Annotated in this window: 17 protein-coding genes and 1 pseudogene; 3 read left to right on the forward strand and 15 right to left on the reverse strand. The window is 65.1% G+C overall.

What is annotated here, in order from left to right:
* Window positions 1–4: 4 nt before the first annotated feature.
* The 7 genes from AB4Y79_RS08765 to AB4Y79_RS08795 all read right to left on the reverse strand — a co-directional run bounded on the left by AB4Y79_RS08765 (window position 5) and on the right by AB4Y79_RS08795 (window position 7,973).
* Window positions 5–925: an alpha/beta hydrolase fold domain-containing protein gene (locus AB4Y79_RS08765; RefSeq protein ID WP_441860484.1), complete on the reverse strand. Its 921-nt coding sequence runs from the start codon at window positions 923–925 to the stop codon at window positions 5–7.
* 201 nt (window positions 926–1,126) lie between these two features.
* Window positions 1,127–1,609, reverse strand: coding sequence for a hypothetical protein (locus AB4Y79_RS08770; RefSeq protein ID WP_441860486.1), 483 nt, complete (start codon window positions 1,607–1,609; stop codon window positions 1,127–1,129).
* On the reverse strand, window positions 1,606–4,071 hold the full coding sequence (locus AB4Y79_RS08775) for a molybdopterin oxidoreductase family protein (protein ID WP_441860488.1): 2,466 nt from the start codon (window positions 4,069–4,071) through the stop codon (window positions 1,606–1,608). The genes AB4Y79_RS08770 and AB4Y79_RS08775 overlap by 4 nt, the downstream gene beginning before the upstream one ends.
* A gap of 95 nt (window positions 4,072–4,166) precedes the next feature.
* On the reverse strand, window positions 4,167–5,165 hold the full coding sequence (locus AB4Y79_RS08780) for a bile acid:sodium symporter family protein (RefSeq protein WP_441860489.1): 999 nt from the start codon (window positions 5,163–5,165) through the stop codon (window positions 4,167–4,169).
* A gap of 169 nt (window positions 5,166–5,334) precedes the next feature.
* Complete coding sequence (locus tag AB4Y79_RS08785) at window positions 5,335–5,922, reverse strand: AAA family ATPase (RefSeq protein WP_441860491.1); 588 nt, start codon at window positions 5,920–5,922, stop codon at window positions 5,335–5,337.
* A 50-nt stretch (window positions 5,923–5,972) separates the two neighbouring features.
* Window positions 5,973–7,268, reverse strand: coding sequence for an MFS transporter (locus AB4Y79_RS08790; protein WP_441860493.1), 1,296 nt, complete (start codon window positions 7,266–7,268; stop codon window positions 5,973–5,975).
* Between the two features lie 57 nt (window positions 7,269–7,325).
* A complete protein-coding gene (locus AB4Y79_RS08795) occupies window positions 7,326–7,973 on the reverse strand; it encodes a bifunctional 4-hydroxy-2-oxoglutarate aldolase/2-dehydro-3-deoxy-phosphogluconate aldolase (protein WP_441860495.1) in 648 nt (215 codons plus the stop codon).
* Window positions 7,974–8,062: 89 nt separating this feature from the next.
* Here AB4Y79_RS08795 and AB4Y79_RS08800 point away from each other — a divergent pair, with 89 nt between their 5' ends.
* Window positions 8,063–8,875: a DeoR/GlpR family DNA-binding transcription regulator gene (locus tag AB4Y79_RS08800; protein ID WP_441860497.1), complete on the forward strand. Its 813-nt coding sequence runs from the start codon at window positions 8,063–8,065 to the stop codon at window positions 8,873–8,875.
* A gap of 25 nt (window positions 8,876–8,900) precedes the next feature.
* Here the strand turns inward: AB4Y79_RS08800 and AB4Y79_RS08805 are convergent, their stop codons facing one another.
* The 6 genes from AB4Y79_RS08805 to AB4Y79_RS08830 form a co-directional block, all read right to left on the reverse strand.
* Window positions 8,901–10,463 (reverse strand): acyl-CoA synthetase, encoded by a 1,563-nt coding sequence (locus AB4Y79_RS08805; protein WP_441860498.1) that lies wholly within the window; start codon window positions 10,461–10,463, stop codon window positions 8,901–8,903.
* Window positions 10,464–10,470: 7 nt separating this feature from the next.
* The gene (locus tag AB4Y79_RS08810; protein ID WP_441860499.1) at window positions 10,471–11,796 is read right to left on the reverse strand and encodes an MFS transporter; all 1,326 of its coding nucleotides are present in this window, start codon (window positions 11,794–11,796) and stop codon (window positions 10,471–10,473) included.
* A gap of 105 nt (window positions 11,797–11,901) precedes the next feature.
* Window positions 11,902–12,357 (reverse strand): MaoC family dehydratase, encoded by a 456-nt coding sequence (locus AB4Y79_RS08815; protein WP_441860501.1) that lies wholly within the window; start codon window positions 12,355–12,357, stop codon window positions 11,902–11,904.
* Window positions 12,358–12,399: 42 nt separating this feature from the next.
* The gene (locus AB4Y79_RS08820) at window positions 12,400–13,611 is read right to left on the reverse strand and encodes an acyl-CoA dehydrogenase family protein (RefSeq protein ID WP_441860503.1); all 1,212 of its coding nucleotides are present in this window, start codon (window positions 13,609–13,611) and stop codon (window positions 12,400–12,402) included.
* A 1-nt stretch (window position 13,612) separates the two neighbouring features.
* Entirely contained in the window at window positions 13,613–14,506 is an 894-nt protein-coding gene (locus tag AB4Y79_RS08825; RefSeq protein WP_441860505.1) for an amidohydrolase family protein, read from the reverse strand.
* 2 nt (window positions 14,507–14,508) lie between these two features.
* Window positions 14,509–15,447 (reverse strand): SDR family NAD(P)-dependent oxidoreductase, encoded by a 939-nt coding sequence (locus AB4Y79_RS08830; protein WP_441860506.1) that lies wholly within the window; start codon window positions 15,445–15,447, stop codon window positions 14,509–14,511.
* Window positions 15,448–15,577: 130 nt separating this feature from the next.
* On the opposite strand from AB4Y79_RS08830, the gene AB4Y79_RS08835 reads away from it, so the two are divergent.
* Window positions 15,578–16,045, forward strand: coding sequence for a MarR family winged helix-turn-helix transcriptional regulator (locus AB4Y79_RS08835; RefSeq protein ID WP_441860507.1), 468 nt, complete (start codon window positions 15,578–15,580; stop codon window positions 16,043–16,045).
* Window positions 16,046–16,179: 134 nt separating this feature from the next.
* Here the strand turns inward: AB4Y79_RS08835 and AB4Y79_RS08840 are convergent.
* Window positions 16,180–16,470: pseudogene (locus AB4Y79_RS08840) on the reverse strand (recombinase family protein); the annotation flags it as partial.
* 213 nt (window positions 16,471–16,683) lie between these two features.
* Here AB4Y79_RS08840 and AB4Y79_RS08845 point away from each other — a divergent pair.
* Window positions 16,684–17,691 (forward strand): IS481 family transposase, encoded by a 1,008-nt coding sequence (locus AB4Y79_RS08845; protein WP_441860509.1) that lies wholly within the window; start codon window positions 16,684–16,686, stop codon window positions 17,689–17,691.
* A gap of 607 nt (window positions 17,692–18,298) precedes the next feature.
* Here AB4Y79_RS08845 and AB4Y79_RS08850 read toward each other — a convergent pair.
* Entirely contained in the window at window positions 18,299–18,655 is a 357-nt protein-coding gene (locus AB4Y79_RS08850; RefSeq protein ID WP_441860511.1) for a DUF6984 family protein, read from the reverse strand.
* Window positions 18,656–19,088: the final 433 nt, after the last annotated feature.

A 19,088-nucleotide genomic window follows, 5' to 3' on the forward strand; every position in this document is an offset into this window, starting at 1 on the left:
GAATTCAGTGCTGGTCCGCGTGGCGGCGGAAGAACTCGATGGTGGCGGCGGTGGCCTGTTCCACGGCCGTGGTGCTGCGGTCCGGGAGCTGCCACATGTGGTCCGCGTCCTCCAGCAGGAGGAGTTCGACGGCGGTGCCCGCGGCTTCCAGCGCGGCGGCGAAGGTGGTGGACTGCGCAAGGGGGACGAAGCGGTCCGCCGTGCCATGGATCAGCAGGAAGGGCGGCGCGGCCGGGTGTACGTAGGTGGCCGGACTGGCGGCGTTGGCCCTGTCCGGGGCATCGGCCGGCTGCGCACCCAGCAGGAGGGATTCACGGGAGCCGGGGTCGTCGGCGCTTGCCACGGCATCAGGCCGCGCCTGCGCACCCATCCGCAGCAGGTCGGTGGGCGGATACCAGGCCACGACGGCGGCAACGGCGTCGTCGCCATCAGGGTCCTGAGTGCCCGTTGGCGCACCGAACGCAATGGTTTCGGCCGTCAGGCCCAGGAGGCAGGCGAGATGGCCGCCGGCGGAGTCACCCCAGGCGTAGATCCGGTTCGGGTCCACCCCGTAGTCAGCCGAGTGGGCCCGGAGCCAGCGGACCGCCGCTTTGGCGTCCAGCAGCTGCGCCGGGAAGGTGGCTGTGTCCGTCAGGCGGTAATCGGCCGAGGCTACCACAAAGCCGGCCCCGGCCAGCTCTTCGATGGGGCTGAGCCCCAACCCGTCCACGCCCGGCCCGAGGGAGGAGCGCTCCCCCGTCCGCCATCCGCCGCCGTGGAAATGGACCACGGCGGGAAGGCCGGACCCGCGCCGGCCTTTCCCTGCGTCCCCGGCAACCACGGGCCCCGCGTCCGCCGTCTCTGGAAGGTAGAGGTCAAGCAGCAGCGGGCCCGCGTTCTGTGGCCGGGCGAACTCGATCCCCCGGAGGATCCGCAGTGCCGTCATCGTTGACTCCATATGTGCCGCGCCGTTTCTGTCCTGTTGTCTCTACCCGGCATGCCGGGACCGGGACCATGGTGCGGTCCGCGTTCATGGACTCAACTCTGGGCCATCGGCGGCACTGCGCGCGCCGACAGTTTCACTGAATGAAACTGGATCAGGGCAGTGCGGGGTCGTACGGGTGTGCGGATGATGCAGCGCGGAAGATCAGCTGACCAGGATCTGCGTGGCGGACTCCTTCAGCTTGCCGTTGGCCCACTTCATCTGGCGGATCGTCTGCGGATGGCATTTTTGCGCCAAGGCCAGCAGGTCCTGGTCCTTCATCCCCTGGGCAGCCTGGGCCAGCAGCTCCCAGTCGGCCGAGACACCACAGGCCTTCAGGTACAGCTCCCGGAGGTCCCGCAGCAGCAGCATTCCGGTTTCCGGCCGCCGGCCCACCATCTCACTGCCCTTCTCGCGAAGCGCTTCCATAGGCCCCGCTTCGCCGCGCGGCTCCGGATCCAAGTCCTGGCCGTAGTTCCCGGCGATCGCCGCGATGTCCCGCACATGCTGCTGGGACCACCGCGCCAGGTCCCGTGCCAGGTGGTAGATCTCGTGGTCCACCTTGTGCCGCTCCGAGATGACCAGCAGGTGGTACGCAAGGTCGTTTTCGGAGCGGTGCATTTCCTTGAGGACAATCCCGAACTTCATCGCGCCCCTCCTGGAGTGCCGGTGGATTCATCTGCCAACGCGGTGGCAATTCCCCTGGTCCTGGCCGCCTCGGGAAAGTCTCCCACCGGTGCCGATGCCGTGGTGGTGGGCGCCGGGGACGGACCGTCGCCGGCGGAAATCCGGGTAATCCTCGCCGCCGCTGTCTTGAAGATGGGCTGCTTGGATGCGGCGTCCCAGTCAGTGATGGTCAGTTCGTTCGCAGCCCGGCCGGCACCGTCCGGCTGATGGCCGCCGGCGGTGTCCCAGTAGCCGTAGTGGAAGGGCAGGAACAGCACCCCGCTGCGGATCCCACTGATCCGGACCCGCGCACGGACTGAGCCACGGGGTGTCTCCACCTCCGCAAGGTCGCCCTCGGCAATTCCGTAAGCGCCGGCGTCGTCCGCTGACAACTCCACCCACACGTCGGGTGCGGCCGCCTGCAGCTCCGGCGCCCGCCCTGTCTTGGTACGGGTGTGGAACTGGTAGAGCGTGCGGCCGGTGATGAGCTGGAGCGGGAAGTCCTGGCTGGGCAGCTCATGCGCCGGGACGTACTCGGCGGCCTTGATGATGGCCTTGCCCTCAGGGTTCAGGGCCTTGTATTCGGACGGTTCCACAGGCGCGCCTGTGATCAGGTCCCGGCCGTAGGTTTCGCAGTACTCCGGGTGTGCCCAAAACTTTCCGTCGGCGTAGATGCGTTCGGTGCCGTCCGGGTTATCGTCGTTGCACGGCCACTGGATCCCGGAGCCGCCGCGCAGCTTGCTGTACGTGATGCCGGTGTAGTCGCAGGGCCGGCCGCGGGTGCATTCCTTCCACGCTTCGAAGGCGGACTCGGGATCGTGCCACTTGATCAGCGGCTGCCCGTCCTTGTCCTGCAGGCCCATCCGGTGGGCATAGTCAATGAAGATCTCCAGATCCGGTTTGGCCTCACCGGGCGGATCCACGGCCTTTTCCGAGAGGTGGACCGTGCGGTCCGCGTTGGTGAAGGTTCCCGTCTTTTCGCCCCAGGTTGCGGCGGGGAGGACGACGTCGGCCAGCTGGGCAGTCTCGGACAGGAAGATGTCCTGCACCACCAGGAACAGCCGGTCCTGCTGGAGGATGCTGCGGATGCGCGCCAGCTCCGGCAGCGAAACGGCAGGATTGGTGCCGCTGACCCACAGCATCCGGATGGAGCCGTCCTCCACATACCGCATCATCTGCATGACATGGGTGGGAGGCGAGTAATGCGGAATCGACATGGGGTCCACGTTCCAGACCCTCGCCAGGTCCTGGATATGCGCGTCGTTGGACCAGTTGCGGAAGGCGGCAAGGTCGCCGTCGGCCCCGCATTCGCGGGTGTTCTCCGCCGTGGGCTGTCCGTTCATCTGCAGGATGCCGCAGCCGGGCTTGCCCAGCATGCCGCGGATGATGTTGACGTTGTTGACCTGCACGGCGGCGGCGGTGGCCTGGTTGGACTGGTAGAAACCCTGCAGCACCGTGGACAGCAGCCGCTCGGCGTGGCCGATGATGCCGGCGGCCTCCCGGATCTCCTCCGCCGGGACACCACAGATCTCCGCCACCAGGTCGGGCGGATAGTTCTTGACCTCTTTTTCCAGCTCAGAGAACCCCACCGTGTGCGCCTGGATGTATTCGCGGTCCACCCAACCGTTACTGATGATTTCGTGCAGGATGCCGTTCATCAGGGCCACGTTGGTGCCGGGCCGCGGGGCCAGGTGCACTGTCGCCACCCTTGCCACCGGTGTGAGGCGCGGATCCACGCAAATGATTTTGGGCGGGTTGGGGCCGGCGAGCCGGTCAAGCATCCTGGCCCATAAAACGGTCTGGGTCTCTGCCACATTGTGCCCGTACAGGGCGATGACATCGGCGTGGTCCACATCAGTGTAGGAGCCGGGCTGGCCGTCGCAGCCGAACGATTCCTTCAGCGCCTCCCCCGCCGTCGCCGTGCACAGCCGGGTGTTGCCGTCCACGTGGTTGGTGCCGATGCCGCCGTGGGCGAGGGTTCCGAGGGTGTAATACTCCTCGGCGAAGAGCTGGCCGGTGGTGTAGAAGCCGATTGCGCTGGGGCCCTGTTCGGCCAGCAGCGCCTTTGATCGGTCCACCACGCGCTGCATGGCCGTGTCCCAGTCCGTTTCCACCAGCTTGCCGCCCTCGCGGATCAGGGGTCTGGTGAGCCGGTCCGGTGAGGCATTCGCCTGCCAGCCGTACAGGTCTTTCGGCCCCAGCCTTCCGTGGTTGACCCGGTCCACGGCCCGTCCCCGCACGCCGACGATCCTGTTGTCCTTGACGGCGATGTCCATGGCGTCGCCGTTTGAGTGCAGGAGCGACGCCGTCTGGACCCATCTGTCCACGTCCTCCGGGACGACCCCCTCGGCCAGGTGGGTGTCCACGCGAACCGGCCAGTCGCCGCCGTTGCCGTATGGTGTCCGCGTTCCCCAGGGTTCAGCTATTCGGTCGACTCGAGCCATCTCTCCCTCTCCCGTTCGGAATTGGCGGGGAACGCGCGGGCGGCGCTGCCCCCTACCGCTTCCGTACCCGGAATGGATGGCGGGAAACGGGCCCCTTAGGCCTTCTTGTCCGTCAGTGGGCGCCGGGCGAGCCAGGCTGCGACGATGGCGCCGGAGATGTTGTGCCACAGGGAGAACACGGCGGATGGAAGCGCGGCCAGCGGGGTGAAGTGGGCGATGGCCAGCGTCGATGCGAGGCCGGAGTTCTGCATCCCCACTTCGAAGGCCAGGGCACGGCGCGCCTTGTCATCCAGGCGGCCCAGCTTTCCGGCAAGGTAGCCCAGGCCCAGGCCGAAGCCGTTGTGCAGCACCACGGCGAGGAACACGATAGCCCCGGCATCGATGATCTTGCTGGCGCTGCCGGCCACCACAATGGCCACGATCAGGGAGATCACGACGGCGGAGGCCCACGGCAGTGCGGGCAGGACCTTCGCCACGGCCTTCTTGAGGAACAGCCGGGCCAGGAGGCCCGCCACCACCGGCAGCAGCACGGTCTTGACGATGTCCAACACCATGCCGGCGGCGTCGATCTGGAGGTACGAACCGGCCAGGAACAGCACCAGCAGCGGGGTGACGATCGGGGCGATCAGGGTGGAAACGGATGCTACTGCCACGGAGAGGGCCACATCGCCCTTGGCCAGGAACGCCATCACGTTCGAGGCGGTCCCGGAGGGTGCGCAGCCCACCAGGATGACGCCGACGGCGAGTTCGGGGCTGAGGTTGAGGGCGCCGGCAATCAGCCAGCCTGCACCCGGCATGATGACGTAGTGCGCAACGATTCCCAGCGCCACCGCCCACGGCCGCTTGGCCACCGCCGCGAAATCCGGCGGGGTCAGCGTCAGGCCCATGCAGAACATGATGATGCCCAGCAGGTAAGGCACGCTCTGTCCCATGGGCTTGAAGACGCCGGGGAGCAGGAAGCCGGCGATGCCGGCGACGACCACCAGGATGGGGAACACCGTCACCGCGATGCGGGCGATCCTGCTTTCCGCTTCCAGTGCCGGGTTGACGGGCGTCCCGTCCGGGGAATTGTGGGGTTTAGTTGCCTCAAGCATCCAATCATCGTGGCACTGTCCTATAGGATTCCGCCAATTGATGACCGGAACGGGTAACAGGAAACGCCCGGGTGCTGGCGGCTCTGCCCCGGGAAGCAAAAAGGCCAGGGGTCGACGGCGGCCCTTCCCGCCGTCGACCCCTGGCCTTCCGTTGACCTTAAGCTGTGCCCTACGCGGCCCCGGCGGTCACCGCGGCAGCGAAATCGTTGACGTCAACGGCAGCGCCGCTGTTGTCAAAGTCCAGGTGGCGCGCGTCCCTCCACCGGCAGGAATCACCCTGTGCGCCCGCCCAGAACGTTTCCCAGTTGGCCAGTTTCCACTCATCGCGAGGGTACCCGCGGGCGATGAGGCGCCGGCGCAACGCCTCCCCTGCCAGCCGGACGTGGACCACGATGAGTTCGGCGTCGGGCCACTGGTGCTCGGCCCGGACCTTGGCCAGGTAGTCATCGTCCGGAAAGAACCGGCCGAAGGGAGCATCCAGCACTACCGAGTTGCCCGCCCGCAGGTTGTCACGGGTCAGGTCCAGGATGGACGCATACTCCAGCGGCATGATGACGTTTTGGTAGAACTCGTTGTTGTCCCGCTCGTTCGGGTCCGAGCCGTTGAGCTTCAGCAGCAGCTCGGTGAACCGGGTGGTGGCGGTGTCCTTGTCGATGTGCGCGGCGCCGAACCGCTCCGCGAGATGGCGGCTGACACTGGATTTCCCGGAGCCCGCGGGCCCGATCACAAAGAACACTTTGGGGATGGTACTGGTCACTGCTTGTTCTTCCTTGGACTGTGGCTTGGTGGAGGCCCGGAACGTGGGCGTTACGCCGCGGCCGGCTTGCGGCGGTCCTTGACGAAGAAGCCGTATGACGCGGCGCCCACAATCAGCAGCACACCGCCAATCAGGAACACCAAGGTGTAGTTGCCGCCAGTGGCATCAAGGATAAGGCCTGTAACGATGGGCGCCACCGCGGCTCCGAGGAAGCCGCCGAAGTTCTGGATAGCGCCCAGGGAAGCCACCTGGTTGGGCTCGGCAATATCCGAGGCAAGGGTCCAGAGTACGCCGATGGGAACCTGGGCCGCGAAGTAGCCAACGGACAGCAGGACGATGGCCAGGGCCGTGTTCTCGACGTAGGCCACGGGCAACACTGCGGCTGCGGCCAGGAGCGCTCCGCCAACGATCGGGATCTTGCGGGCACGGATCACGGGGACGCCGCGGGCAATCATTTTGCCGGAGAAGATGCCGCCGGCAAGCACGCCTGCGATGCCGCACAGGAACGGCAGTCCGGCCAGCCAGCCAATTTGGCTGAGGCTGAAACCACGGGCGGTCTGCAGGTAGCTGGGCAGCCACGTGAGGTACACCCAGACCGTGTAGAAGATGCCGAAGGCGCCCAGGACCATGAACCAGGTGTTCTTCTTCTTGAGCAGTTCACCCCAGCCGGCCGGCTTCTCCTTGGGCTTCAGCTGCTCCTCGAACTCCTCGCCCTTGATGATGAATTGTTCCTTCATGGTGGGATCGCGGTAGATCCGCAGCCAGACCAGGGCAACGATGACGCCGAGGGCACCGATGACCAGGAACATGCCCCGCCAGCTCATGGTGAGCATGAGGAAGGTCAGCAGCGGCGGGGCAATGGCGTTGGCAATCTGCGAACCGGTGTTAACGATCGAGACGGGCAGTGCACGCTCGTTCTTGTTGAACCATTTGTCAGCCACCTTGAGCCCGGAGGTGAAGAACGGCGACTCTGCGATGCCCAGGGCGACGCGGGCCGCATAGAGGAATCCAAAGGAGTTCGCCATGGAGGAAAGCATGGAGACGATGGACCACAGCCCTGCTGCCCAAGCGAACATTTTCTTCGGACCAAACTTGTCCACCAAATAGCCGGCCGGCAGGTTGGCAATGGCGTAGGGCCACGAGAAGGCGGACAGCAGCAGCCCCATCTGGAGGGCGTTGAGGCCGAACTCCTTGGCAATGGTGGTGTTGGCGATGCTGAGGTTGTTCCGGTCCAGGTAGTTGACGATGCCGCCGATGACGAGCAGCGCAATCAGGTACCACCTGATCCGCACGTTTCGCCCGGGCTTTTCCGTGGACGCGTCGATTTCTGCTGAAGCTTGGCTCATGCAGCTCACTCCTTTGTGTTCTGTCGGCAACGGGCTGCCGGTATTGGGGGGCCGCCCTTAGCGGCGGGCTTTTTCGATTGCTGCGAGGAAGGTGCGGGCGGCCTCCGCGACTTTGCCGTAGTCGCCGTCCTGCTGGGCGGCCTTGGTGACGAAGCTGCCAACGCCGACGGCGGTGACTCCGGCGGCAAACCAGTCGCCAACGTTGGCGGGGCTGACCCCGCCGGACGGCATGATTGGCGCCTGGGGCAGGGGCGCCAGAATGGTCTTGACGTAGGACGGGCCACCGAGTTCGGCCGGGAACAGCTTCACAATGTCCGCCCCCGCCTCAAGCGTGTTGAGTACTTCGGTGGGCGTGAAGGCCCCGCTGGCGGTCACCGCCTGGTAACGGTTGGCCGTGGCAATCATGGCGGGATTCAGTTGGGGACTGACCAACAGCCGTGCCCCGGCCGACACCGAAGCGTAGGCGGCCTCGGCGTCGAGCACCGTTCCGGCACCCACCACGATTCCCTGGTCGCCGTACTTGTCAGCCAGGCGTTCGATAACACCGAGTGCACCCGGCACAGTGAGCGGCACTTCCACGGCACGGATGCCGCCATCGATGGCAGCCTCGGCGACTCGGTAGGCCTCGTCGGCTGTGTCGAGCCGCGCGATGAGGAGCGCTCCGGTGCGGACGATGGTCTCAAGGGTCTCAAATTTGTTTAACATCGATTAAGAGATTAGCCCAAAGATTCACAAATGGGAACACTCTGTTAAAACTTGTTAAGATGAAGCTGCCACGGCCAAAGGAGAACCACGTGAGTCCAACAGCTCGTCCCCTGATCCCGGAGCAGCGCCACCAGGAGATCCTGCGCTTGCTGCGAAGGGAGGGAATCTTGAGTATCCGCGGCCTCACGGAATACATGAACGTCTCCCATATGACGGTACGTCGGGACATCACGGCCCTGGAGGACCAAGGCCAGGTGGTGTCGGTGCAAGGAGGCGTGCGGCTGGCCGAGTGGACCAGCCAGGAACCGCCCCGCGAACGTGAATTCCGCGCGCAGCTGGAACTCCCCCGCAAACAGGCCATCGCAGAACTCGCCGCCGGGATGGTGGAAGACGGCATGGTGGTGTTCCTCGATGCCGGCACCACGTGCCAGTCGGTGGTTCCGTACCTCGCCGGGCGCCAGAATGTCACCGTGGTAACCAACGACTTCTATGTGGTCACCAGCCTCTTTGCCTATCCCCACATCGAAACCATCCATACGGGCGGCGCCGTGGATCCGTCCAGCGCCTCCAGCTGTGGACGGATCGCAGCCGACGTAGTCAAGGCCGTCAACATCGATCTGTGTTTCCTCAGCACGGGTACCTGGAACATGTCCAGGGGAATTACCACTCCCTCCATGGACAAGGTGGAGGTGAAACTCGCCGCGCTGGAGGCGTCGTCGTCGTGCTTCCTGCTGGCGGACAGCACCAAGTTCGGCACCGTTTCCCGCTTCAATGTGGCCCCGCTTGAGAAGCTGGACGGCGTTGTGACGGACGACCAATTGCCGCAGGAGATGCAGGAGAACATCCGCGACCTCGGGGTTACTGTCCGGACAGCCTCGCTCGGAAAGCCCGCGCAGGCCTGACCCTCCCGCTGGGCGCCGTAAACGGTCAGAGCTGTTTGCGGAGCTCCATTTTGCGGATCTTCCCGCTCGCTGTCCGCGGCATCTCGGCCACCACCACCAGGGATTTGGGGATCTTGTAGCGGGCCAGCCGGCCGTCCAGGAAGCTCCGCAACTCATCCACGGTCAGACATTCCCCCTCGCGCAGGGTCACGATCGCCTGCGGAACCTCGCCCCACTTGTCATCCGGAACGCCAATAACGGCCACGCTGCCCACGGCACTGTGCTCCGCGATGACGGCCTCCACCTCGGCCGGGTAGATGTTTTCCCCGCCGGAGATAATCATGTCCTTGAGCCGGTCCGAGACAAACAGGAAGCCTTCCGCGTCCCGGTAGCCCATGTCGCCGGAGCGGAACCAGACCGACTCCGCGTAGCTGGCCGACGTGCCCTCCGGCCGGTTCCAGTACTCCTTGATCACGTTGGGCCCGGAGATCTGGATCTCCCCCACTTCACCGGGGGCCACGGCGCCGCCCATCGGCTCGGCGATCCGGACGTCGGTGAAGAAGTGCGGCAGGCCTGCCGAGCCGGCCTTGTCCTTGGAGCGGGCCACGGGGAGCATGGTGGCTCCCGGCGCTGTTTCGGTCATGCCGTAGCAGCTGGTGAAACCAATACCGCGGTCCTCGTACGCATCCAGCACCCGGCGCGGAATGGCGGAGCCGCCGCACGTCAGCTTGTCCAGGGTGCTGAGGTCCGCCGCGGCCCAGCCCGGGTGCTCGCAGAGCAGCTGGAACGTGGTGGGCACCCCGTTGAGGGTGGTCACCTTGTGCTGCTCGATCAGTTCCAGGACCCTGGCGGGATCGAACTTGGCCTCCAGCACCACGGTGGCGCCCTTCAGGAGCATCGGGAGCAGCCCCATGTCCAGCGATGCCACGTGGAACAGCGGCGAGATCATCAGCGCCACATCGTTGCGGTTCAGGTCCATGTCCACGATGGTGTTGATGCAGTTCCACGTGATGTTCCCGTGGGTCAGGAGCGCACCCTTGGGCTTGCCCGTGGTCCCCGAGGTGTAGAGGATCATTGCCCCGTCGTCGTGCCCCACCGGCACGTCGAGGTGGTCCGGCACCGCCGCCTGCAGCGCCTCTTCGTAGTGTGCCACCGTGACGGAGTGCTCGACGTCGGCGGGTGACTCAGCGCCGGAAGGTTCCGTTCCGCCGTCGGCCGCTATGACCAGGCGGTGGGTGACCGCCGTCCCCTCCACCGCGGCGGAGGCGGACGGTTCCAGGGCGGCGGCGTTGACCAGGAGCCGGGCCCCGGAATCCTCAAGCTGGAACTGGAGTTCAGGAGGCGCAAGCCGGGTGTTGAGCGGCACGAAGATGGCACCCAGGAGGCCGCAGGCGAAGAACGTTTCCACGAAGGACGGGTGGTTCTCGCCCAGGTAGGCCACCCGGTCGCCCTGTGCCACTCCCCTGTCCCGGAGCGCGTTGGCCAACCGGTCCGCCCGCTCGGCGAGCTCGTCATAGCCAAGGGTGCCGGTGCCGGAAATGAGGGCCGCCTTGGAACCTGATTTGTGCCGGCGGCGCTGCAGCCAGGATCCAACTCCGTTGTTGTCCATGGTTCTCCTAACGGACCGTGGTGAGGTCGTTGTTCTTAGATTCCCGCGTCAGCGCGATGAAGACAATCGACACGAGGGCCATGACGGACAGGAACGCCACCACGGGAACGATGCTCTGGCCGGAATCCTTGTAGAGGCCGGCGATGATGCCCGGGGTGAACCCTGCACCGATGAGGGTGGCCAGCTGGTACCCTACGGCGGCCCCGGTGTAACGGGACGTGGTGCCGAACTGTTCCGAGACGAAGGCTGCCAGGGGTCCGTAGAGGGATGAATGCAGGATCAGCGCCACGGTGAAGGCCACGAAGACCAGGCCGACGTTGCCCGAGCCGAGCATGCCGAACATCGGGAACAGGTAGGCGATGAACAGCGCTAAACCGGCGATCATCACCGGACGGCGGCCGAACCGGTCGGACAGGCGGCCGCCCAGGAGCACGAAGATGATGGAGATGGCCGAGGCGCCCGCGAATGCGTACAGCACGCCCTGCTGCGGTGCACCCTTGGATACTGCGTAGGTGACCGAGAAAGTCGGCAGCACCACCTGCAGGCCGAACCCGGCGGCGCCGGCGAACATGATCATGATCAGCGCTTTGGGCCGGCGCAGCACGTCCAGCAGCGGGATCTTGGGTTTGGCGCCCCGGGCGCTTTCCTTGGCCACCGCTTCGGCGAAAATGGGGCTTTCCGAGACCCTGAGGCGGACGAACATGCCCACGATCAGGAGCACGAAGGACAGCAGGAACGGCACACGCCAGCCCCAGGCAAGGAAAGCGTCCTGCGGGAGGGCCGAGAAGGCACCCATCACCAAGGTGCCCAGCACGGCGCCGGTGGGCGCGCCGGCGTTGACGAAGGACGCCGCGAAGCCGCGCCGCTTCGGGTCGGCGTGTTCCAGCGCCATGAGGGCGGCGCCGCCCCATTCACCGCCGACGGCGATGCCCTGGCAGACCCGCAGGAGCACCAGGATTACGGCGCCCCACGGCCCGATGACGCCGGCGCCGGGAATCAGGCCGATGAGGGTGGAGGCGATGCCCATCATGGCCATCGAGATGATCAGCATCCCCTTGCGGCCCACCTTGTCACCGAAGTGGCCGAAGATGACGCCGCCCAGCGGCCTGGCCACGTACCCGGCGGCGAAGGTGGCGTAGGCCGCCACCACGCCCACCCATTCGTCCGTGCCGGCAAAGAAGACCTTGGGGAAGGCCACCGCTGCGGCCGTGGCGTACAACAGGAAGTCGTAGAACTCGATGGTGCTGCCCAAATAGCTGGACAGGATGACCGTGCGCGCTTCCTTGCGCTTGGCGGCCGTGCCCGCGGGTGCGAGCGTGGTGTGTCCGGACATGGCTGTTCCTAAAGACGGAGGAATGTGGGGTTTTTGGGGTTGCCTGAGGCGGCGGCGCCGTGTGGTGCCGCCGATGTGGTGACGGGTTACTGCTGTTAGTGCGGCCTACTTGTAGAAGCGGGCGAGGAATTCGGCGACGACGGCGGGGCGCTCCTGGCCTTCGATTTCGATGGTGGCGTTGACCTTGATCTGGGCGCCGCCCTTGACTTCGGTGACGTCGGCGATGGTGGCCTGCATGCGGACTTTGGAGCCGACCTTGACCGGGGAGGTGAAGCGGACCTTGTCCAGGCCGTAGTTGACCTTGGTGGTGACGCCCTCGACGTCGAACAGCTCGCCCCAGAACGGGATGATCAGGGAGAGCGTGAGGAAGCCGTGGGCGATGGGGGCACCGAAGGGTCCGTCCTTGGCGCGTTCGGGATCGGTGTGGATCCATTGCTGGTCGTCGGTGGCGTCGGCGAAGAGGTTGATTTGTTCCTGGGTGATTTGGCGGTAGTCGGTGGTGCCGAGGTCCTTGCCGGACAGGGTGAGCAGGGTGTCGAAATCGACGACGAGATTGGGCATCGTTGCCTCCTGGCAGTTGTTCGTTGGGTAGGAAAGGGTTGGTTAGCGGGTGAAGGCGCTTTCGCCGGTGAGGGCGCGGCCGATGATCAGGGCGTTGATCTCGTGGGTGCCTTCGTAGGAGTAGACGGCTTCGGCGTCGGCGTGGAAGCGGGCCACGTCCGTGGCCAGGGTGATGCCGTTGCCGCCCACCACTTCGCGGGCCAGCGCGACGGTGTCGCGCATGAACAGGGACGTCTGCATCTTGGCAAGGGCCGAGTCCTGGTCGCGGTAGATGCCTTTGGCCTGCTGTTCGGTGAGCCGGACCACCAGGGACAGGGACGCGGTGACGTTTCCGAGCATGCGGGCCAGTTTCTCCTGGACCAGCTGGAAGGAGCCAAGGCTGCGGCCGAACTGTTGGCGCCCGTTGACGTAGGCGAGGGCGGCCTCGAACGCTCCGGCGGCGATGCCGGTGGCGATCCAGGCAACGTCCGAGCGCATGGCCCGGAGCATCGCCGCGACGTCTTTGAACGAGTCCACGTTGTGCAGGCGCATGGCTTCCGGGACCCGAACCCCTTCGAGGGTGATGTGGGCGTTCTGCATCATGCGCAGCGACGTCTTCCCCTGGATCTTCTCCAGCGTGACGCCATCGGCCTGCCGGTCCACGAGGAAAGCCTTGACCTGTCCGTCCGCCACGTCCCTGGCGAACACTGCCAGGACGTCCGCGGTGGCGGCACCGCCGATCCAGCGCTTGGCACCGTCAAGGATCCAGCTGCCGTCGGCCTGCCCCCGGGCCGTCGTGGAGAGTCCGCCGGCGATGTCCGAGCCGTGCTCGGGCTCGGTGAGTGAGAAGACGCCTTTGAGCGAGAAATCGATGACCTCGGGCATCCATTCGGCCTGCTGCTCCGCCGATGCGCCCACCCGGATGGCGGTCCGGAACAGGCCGGCCTGGGCGGTGTACCAGGTGGCCAGCGAGGCATCGGTGCGGGCAAGTTCGAAGATCCGGAAGCCTTGGTAGATCCCGCGTGCGGGGCCGTCTTCGGTGAGCTCCGCAGGTTCCATCAGGTCCAGGTCGATCAGCGGCCGGGCGAGATGTTCGGGGAATTCACCCCTTTCCCAGTACTCGGCCAGCAGGGGTTTTGCCTCGCTGTTCAGGAAGTCCCGGAGCCGGGCCAGGACCTGGCGCTCGTCTTGGGTGAGCAGGGATTCGGCGTCGTACCAGTCCGCCGCTTCGTACAGCCGGGCACCCAAGCCGGTTTCCGCCGTCGTGCTTCCCATCTCAAGCCCCCAGACCGAGGAGGCGCACCGCGTTGTCCTTGAGGATCTTGGGCCGGACCTCGTCCTTCAGCGGCAGGTCCGCGAAGGCACCGAGCCATTTCTGCGGGGTGATCAGCGGGAAGTCGGTGCCGAACAGCACCTTGTCCTGCAGGTAGGAGTTGGAGGCCTTCACCAGGGACTCCGGGAAGTACTTGGGCGACCAGCCGGAGAGATCGATGAACACGTTGGCCTTGTGGGTGGCAATGGAGTTCGCCTCATCCTGCCACGGCACCGAGGGGTGGGCCATGATGATCTGCAAGCCGGGGAAGTCCGCGGCCACGGCGTCCAGCAGCAGCGGGTTGGAGTAGGCGAGCTTGATCCCGTAGCCGCCGGGCAGGCCCGCGCCCATGCCGTTCTGGCCGGTGTGGAAGATGGCCGGCAGGCCCAGTTCCTGGAGCGTCTCCCACAGCGGGTAGAAGCGTTCGTTGGACGGATCGAACCCCTGCAGCGACGGGTGGAACTTGAAGCCGCGGGCGCCGAGCTCGATGGCCTGGCGCTTGGCCCCGGCGATGGCGTCCTCGCCGGTGCGCGGGTCCACGCTGCCGAACGGAATCAGCACGTCGTTGTTCCGGGCGGCTCCCGCGATGAGTTCCGGGATGCTGTTGGGTTCGTGCTTGAGCTGGGTGCGGGCGTCCACGGTAAAGACGACGGCGGCCATGTTCAGTTCGCGGTAAACCTCCGCGATCCGGTCCAGCGAGGGCGTCCGGTCCTCGGCTTTGAAGTACTTGGCCGAGGCTTCGGTGAGGGCGTCCGGCAGGGAGCCGTGCCCGCAGCTGTCCACCTCGAGGTGTACGTGCATGTCGATTGCATCGAGCTTGCTGGCGTCGACGCCCAGCTCGTAGCGGTCGGTTGCCATGATCAGCGGGCCTGGGCCGGTTCGGGCTTGAGGTCCTCCGGCAGGGGCAGGAACTCCTCGCCGTAGCCCTGGAGGGTTTCCGCGGTGAACAGCTGGCCGGCGTTCTCCAGCAGAGCCTGGTAGGTCCAGCCGCCCTCGCGGTATTCGGTGATGGCTGCTTCCGGGTGGGTCCAGACCTGCAGCCGGTCACCGCCGGCGCCGATGGCCTGGCCGGTGATGGTGGCGGCCTCGTCGGAGGCGAGGAAGGCAACCAGCCCGGCGACGTCGTCGGCCGTTCCAAAGCCAAGGTCATGGCGGAAGAAGGCCGGCATGGCCTCGCCGCGCCCCTCCGCTTCCACTGCCTTCTGGAAGTAGGGCACGGTCTTGGTCATGGCCGTGGCGGCCACGGGGATGACGCTGTTGACCGTCACGCCGGCCTTCTTCATTTCCAGGGCCCAGGTGCGGACCATGCCCACGATCCCGGCCTTCGCCGCTGCGTAGTTGGTCTGCCCGAAGTTGCCGCGCTGGCCCGTGGGTGAACCGATGGTGATGATGCGGCCCTGGATGTTGTTTTCCTTGAAGTAGGCGTAGGCCTCGCGGACGCAGGTGAACGTGCCTTTGAGGTGGACGTTGATGACCAGGTCGAAGTCCTCGTCCGTCATCTTCAGGATGGACTTGTCCCGCAGGATCCCGGCGTTGGTGACCAGGATGTCCAGGCGTCCGAAGGTGTCGACGGCTCCGGCCACCAGCGCCTTGGCGGCGTCGGTGGTTCCCACCGGAACCACCACGGCGGTGGCCCGTCCGCCGTCGGCCTCGATCTGGGCCACGGCCTGCGCGGCCGTCTCAGCATTCACATCATTGATGACGACGGCGGCGCCCTGGCGGGCCAATTCCCTCGCGTAAGCAAGGCCAAGGCCCTGCCCGCTCCCGGTGACGATTGCAACCTTGCCGTTCAAGCTCATGGCCTGCTCCTTCGCATGCGCCGGCCGAAGCCGTTGGGGTGGTCCCACTGCGGTGTGAGATCCTTGTTGGGATCAATGAAATTACGGATCATTGAAAAAGTCAACGATTGTTTTTTACACCGGAGTTGTTATGGCCACCTTGGGCACCGAAGTTCAGACCCCCCGCCTTGCGGCAGCGAGGATCGGCAGTGATGTGGGCCTGCTGCTGGCCAAACTGCACGCCGCCGGCTCGGTGCTGAACAACAAGGCCCTGGCTGACTTTGGCCTGCGGGAGCGCTCCTTCTCGGTCCTGACGCTGGCGTGCAGCGGGCTGGAGCCGACGCAGCGGGAACTGGCGGACTTCCTCAGCCTGGACCCGAGCCAGGTGGTCACCCTGGTGGACGACCTGGAGCGCCGTGGCCTGGTGGAAAGGGCGCAGGGGAAGCAGGACCGGCGCGCCAAGATCATCGTCTCCACGGCCGAGGGCCGCAGGATGCATACCAAGGCACGCGCGGCACTGGACGCGGCGGAGCTGGACCAGCTGGCAGTCCTGTCCAGGGAGGAGTCGCAGGAGTTGAAGCGGCTGCTCCGCAAGGCACTGTGGGGCGCGGCGGAGTAGGCGCCTGCCTGGATTCCCTTGGCTTTGTCATCACTTGCCCGAGCCTGCTGTGCGCCATGCGGGATGCGAAGGTCTCCGTGTCATTTTCCGAAGTCGTCTGCACAAATGTCCAAAGTCCTCTGCACAGCCCGCACTTATGTGGACCGTCGTTGGAGTTCGCGGTACACCGTTGTCCTGGATACTCCGAACAGCTCCGCGAGTTCCGCCTGCGTGTGCTCCCCGGCATCGTGCAGCGTAAACAGATGCTTCCGCTGCGTCTTGGACAACTTAGGCTGCTTTCCTTTCAACCGCCCCTTCGCCCTAGCGACCGCCATTCCTTCACGGGTGCGCATCCTAATCAGGTCCGCCTCGAACTCGGCCACCATCCCCAGCACGTTGAACAGCAGCCGGCCCACGGGGTCAGTCGGATCGTACGTGCTGCCACCGGCTTACGGGCACGAGGTTCCGCAGATTCTGAAATGCCGAATCACGAGCTTTCTTCCTCGTGGTCGTTTGCCTACCGTCCCCAACGTCCACCGCGGCGAACGGCGCCGGGAGTAGCCTAGGTGTATTGAGTCAGGACGTTGGTTACATCGTGAATAGGTGAAGACCTCTTAGGTTGGTGGTTACCACACACAGCCAACGACTAAGAGGTCTTCATGGTCCACCGTAATGCCCGCCTGACCCCGACCGGTAGACGAATCCTTGTCGAACGCGTCATGAGCGGCCGTCCTATCGCTCATGTAGCCAAGGAAATGGGCATCTCGCGGACGTGCGCCCACCGCTGGATCAGCCGGTACCGCACCCACGGCTGGGATGGACTTGAAGACCGCAGCTCCAGACCAAGGTCGTGCCCGCATGCGACTCCGGTGGAAGTCGTTGCCGACGTCCTGACCCAGCGCGTGGAGCACCGCGAAGGCCCGACGGATCTGGCCTTGCGCTGCCGCACCAGCGCCCGGACGGTCTCTCGTATTCTGGCCCGTACGGGCACGCCGCGCCTGTGGGAACTGGACCCGGTGACCGGGGTGCAGATCCGGGCTTCCCGTGCCACGAACCGCCGCTACGAACGCGACACCCCGGGCGACATGATCCACGTCGATGTCAAGAAACTGGGGCGCATCCCGGCGGGAGGCGGCTGGCGGACCGACCCGGCCCAGAGCCCGGCCAACCACCGCTCCTCGGGCAGAAACCTAGGCTTTGACTACGTCCACGTCGCCGTGGACGACTACACACGCTTCGCCTACGCCGAGGTCCTGCCCGACGAGAAAGGCCCGACCTGCGCCGGATTCCTCACCCGGGCGGCAGCGGCCATGGCGGCCAACGGAGCACCGGTCAAGCGCGTCATGACCGACAACGCGTTCGCCTACCGGCTCTCACGCGATTTCCAAGACGCACTCGCTGCGCTCGGGGCCAAACACATTCTGATCAAGCCCCGCCATCCCTGGCAGAACGGCAAAGCAGAACGCTTCAATCGCACCCTCCAAGAAGGCTGGGCCTACCGCCAACCCTTCACGTCCAACCAAGCCCGAACCGACGCCCTGCAGCCATGGCTAAACTTCTACAACAACCACCGGCCACACGGCAGCCTCGGAGGCAAATGCGCTCTGCCGGTGGGGACGCACCAGGGGATTGACTCGTTTCCGGGCGTAGACCAGCCCTCCGACTAATACCCCTACTGCAGCGATAGACATGCCGACACCCAAATACGTGGGCCAATCATCGGGACTAAGGCCGAAGACCGGGACGGCCAGAAGCGCACCGACGGCGATCAAAAACGCCGTTCCCACCGGGAGGTAAACAAGGAAGTAGATGCGGACGGCCCCAGCTATGCCGTAGTCAGCCACACCGATGGCCGACCTCTCGACGTTGGCCCAACGATCGCTTGCCACTGAATCAGAACCACTCATATTGAATCCCCTTTGGCGACAGCGCCCGATGCTCATCCAATAGTGCGCCGAACATAGGTCCTTAACAAGCAGAAGCGTTTCGCAGCCTTCGGACAGGCCCGAACGAAGACCACGAAACGATATGCCGCCAGTAAGGCGGTGGCCTAACGTGCGCCTCCGCCGTTCGATAGGGGGTGGCTCAGCGGACGCTTGAGTGCCCGCTGGAGGATCCTTCTCCGGGACGCCTCCATGCCGGCACTGGCGCAATTAGTCCCAGGCAGGAGCTCGCTGAACTGCCATCGCCAGCTCTGCGGCAGGAATGCCGGATGAGCCCAGCACCAGATCATCCACTGCTGCGCATCGTCCGTCAGTGCGGCATGCCAGCAAACTAGTCCCCATGGGGATTATCAAAACGTATCTCCGCCTCTGATTCGGGAAGTCGGCGGCGGGGAGAGGAATCGACTTTGACGCTGTCGAGTTCAAAGATTTCGTCTTCTTTGTCCAGCAGAATGGCGACCACGCATGGGACCCCGTCATCATCCTTGAACCACCCCTCTGACAGGGTACGGCCGAACATCCGGTCTGGTTTAGTGGTTTCGAATGAGAGGCTGCCCATTCCTCCGTCGTTCATGTCGGAAACGCGCAAAGATGACACATCGACAGCTTTCCACTTCGGTTCGTACGCGTGGTCAAGCAGGGTCCTCATGATCAACACTTCGCTGGGGAAGAGGCTTCTAGGACTCATTCCGGAATCCTAATACTCGAGGGCCAGCGTATAGAGCCAGCAGAGCCACATGGACTGCCCGGTAGAGGATCCCTCACACGCCAGAGGGTCTCCTGCCCGGTTGGAACGGGAAGCGATGCATCTCATCCGAACTTGGCACTCCAGGGGCACCCACATTCCCAGGCTTGTTGTCACTGGGTACTTCCATCGAAGTCTTCATCGCCATTGATTGGACTCTGTTTCCTTGGAATTTTTGAGCCGCTGCTGCGGGGCTCGGTCCTCCATTCGATGTACATCAGAATTATTGACGCAAGTCCAGAACCAAAGCCTATAAAGGCACCGTTCGGTCCACCCAGAAGAAAACCAACGAGCGCACATATAAGGGGTGCTGTGAAGGTGACGGCCCATCTCAATTTGGTTCGCCGTTTCACGTCTGACTCGCACCAACCTCAGG

Origin of the sequence: Pseudarthrobacter sp. YAF2 (genome assembly GCF_052113345.1) — a bacterium.
In the GTDB taxonomy this organism is placed as follows: domain Bacteria; phylum Actinomycetota; class Actinomycetes; order Actinomycetales; family Micrococcaceae; genus Arthrobacter.

Bases quoted from the DNA above. Each gene is read 5' to 3' on its own strand.
- AB4Y79_RS08850 (WP_441860511.1), bottom strand. From the start codon at position 18,655: ATGAGTCCTAGAAGCCTCTTCCCCAGCGAAGTGTTGATCATGAGGACC.
- AB4Y79_RS08845 (WP_441860509.1), top strand. From the start codon at position 16,684: ATGGTCCACCGTAATGCCCGCCTGACCCCGACCGGTAGACGAATCCTT.
- AB4Y79_RS08810 (WP_441860499.1), bottom strand. From the start codon at position 11,796: ATGTCCGGACACACCACGCTCGCACCCGCGGGCACGGCCGCCAAGCGC.
- AB4Y79_RS08765 (WP_441860484.1), bottom strand. From the start codon at position 925: ATGACGGCACTGCGGATCCTCCGGGGGATCGAGTTCGCCCGGCCACAG.
- AB4Y79_RS08775 (WP_441860488.1), bottom strand. From the start codon at position 4,071: ATGGCTCGAGTCGACCGAATAGCTGAACCCTGGGGAACGCGGACACCA.
- AB4Y79_RS08770 (WP_441860486.1), bottom strand. From the start codon at position 1,609: ATGAAGTTCGGGATTGTCCTCAAGGAAATGCACCGCTCCGAAAACGAC.
- AB4Y79_RS08835 (WP_441860507.1), top strand. From the start codon at position 15,578: ATGGCCACCTTGGGCACCGAAGTTCAGACCCCCCGCCTTGCGGCAGCG.
- AB4Y79_RS08790 (WP_441860493.1), bottom strand. From the start codon at position 7,268: ATGAGCCAAGCTTCAGCAGAAATCGACGCGTCCACGGAAAAGCCCGGG.
- AB4Y79_RS08820 (WP_441860503.1), bottom strand. From the start codon at position 13,611: ATGGGAAGCACGACGGCGGAAACCGGCTTGGGTGCCCGGCTGTACGAA.
- AB4Y79_RS08795 (WP_441860495.1), bottom strand. From the start codon at position 7,973: ATGTTAAACAAATTTGAGACCCTTGAGACCATCGTCCGCACCGGAGCG.
- AB4Y79_RS08780 (WP_441860489.1), bottom strand. From the start codon at position 5,165: ATGCTTGAGGCAACTAAACCCCACAATTCCCCGGACGGGACGCCCGTC.
- AB4Y79_RS08805 (WP_441860498.1), bottom strand. From the start codon at position 10,463: ATGGACAACAACGGAGTTGGATCCTGGCTGCAGCGCCGCCGGCACAAA.
- AB4Y79_RS08815 (WP_441860501.1), bottom strand. From the start codon at position 12,357: ATGCCCAATCTCGTCGTCGATTTCGACACCCTGCTCACCCTGTCCGGC.
- AB4Y79_RS08830 (WP_441860506.1), bottom strand. From the start codon at position 15,447: ATGAGCTTGAACGGCAAGGTTGCAATCGTCACCGGGAGCGGGCAGGGC.
- AB4Y79_RS08825 (WP_441860505.1), bottom strand. From the start codon at position 14,506: ATGGCAACCGACCGCTACGAGCTGGGCGTCGACGCCAGCAAGCTCGAT.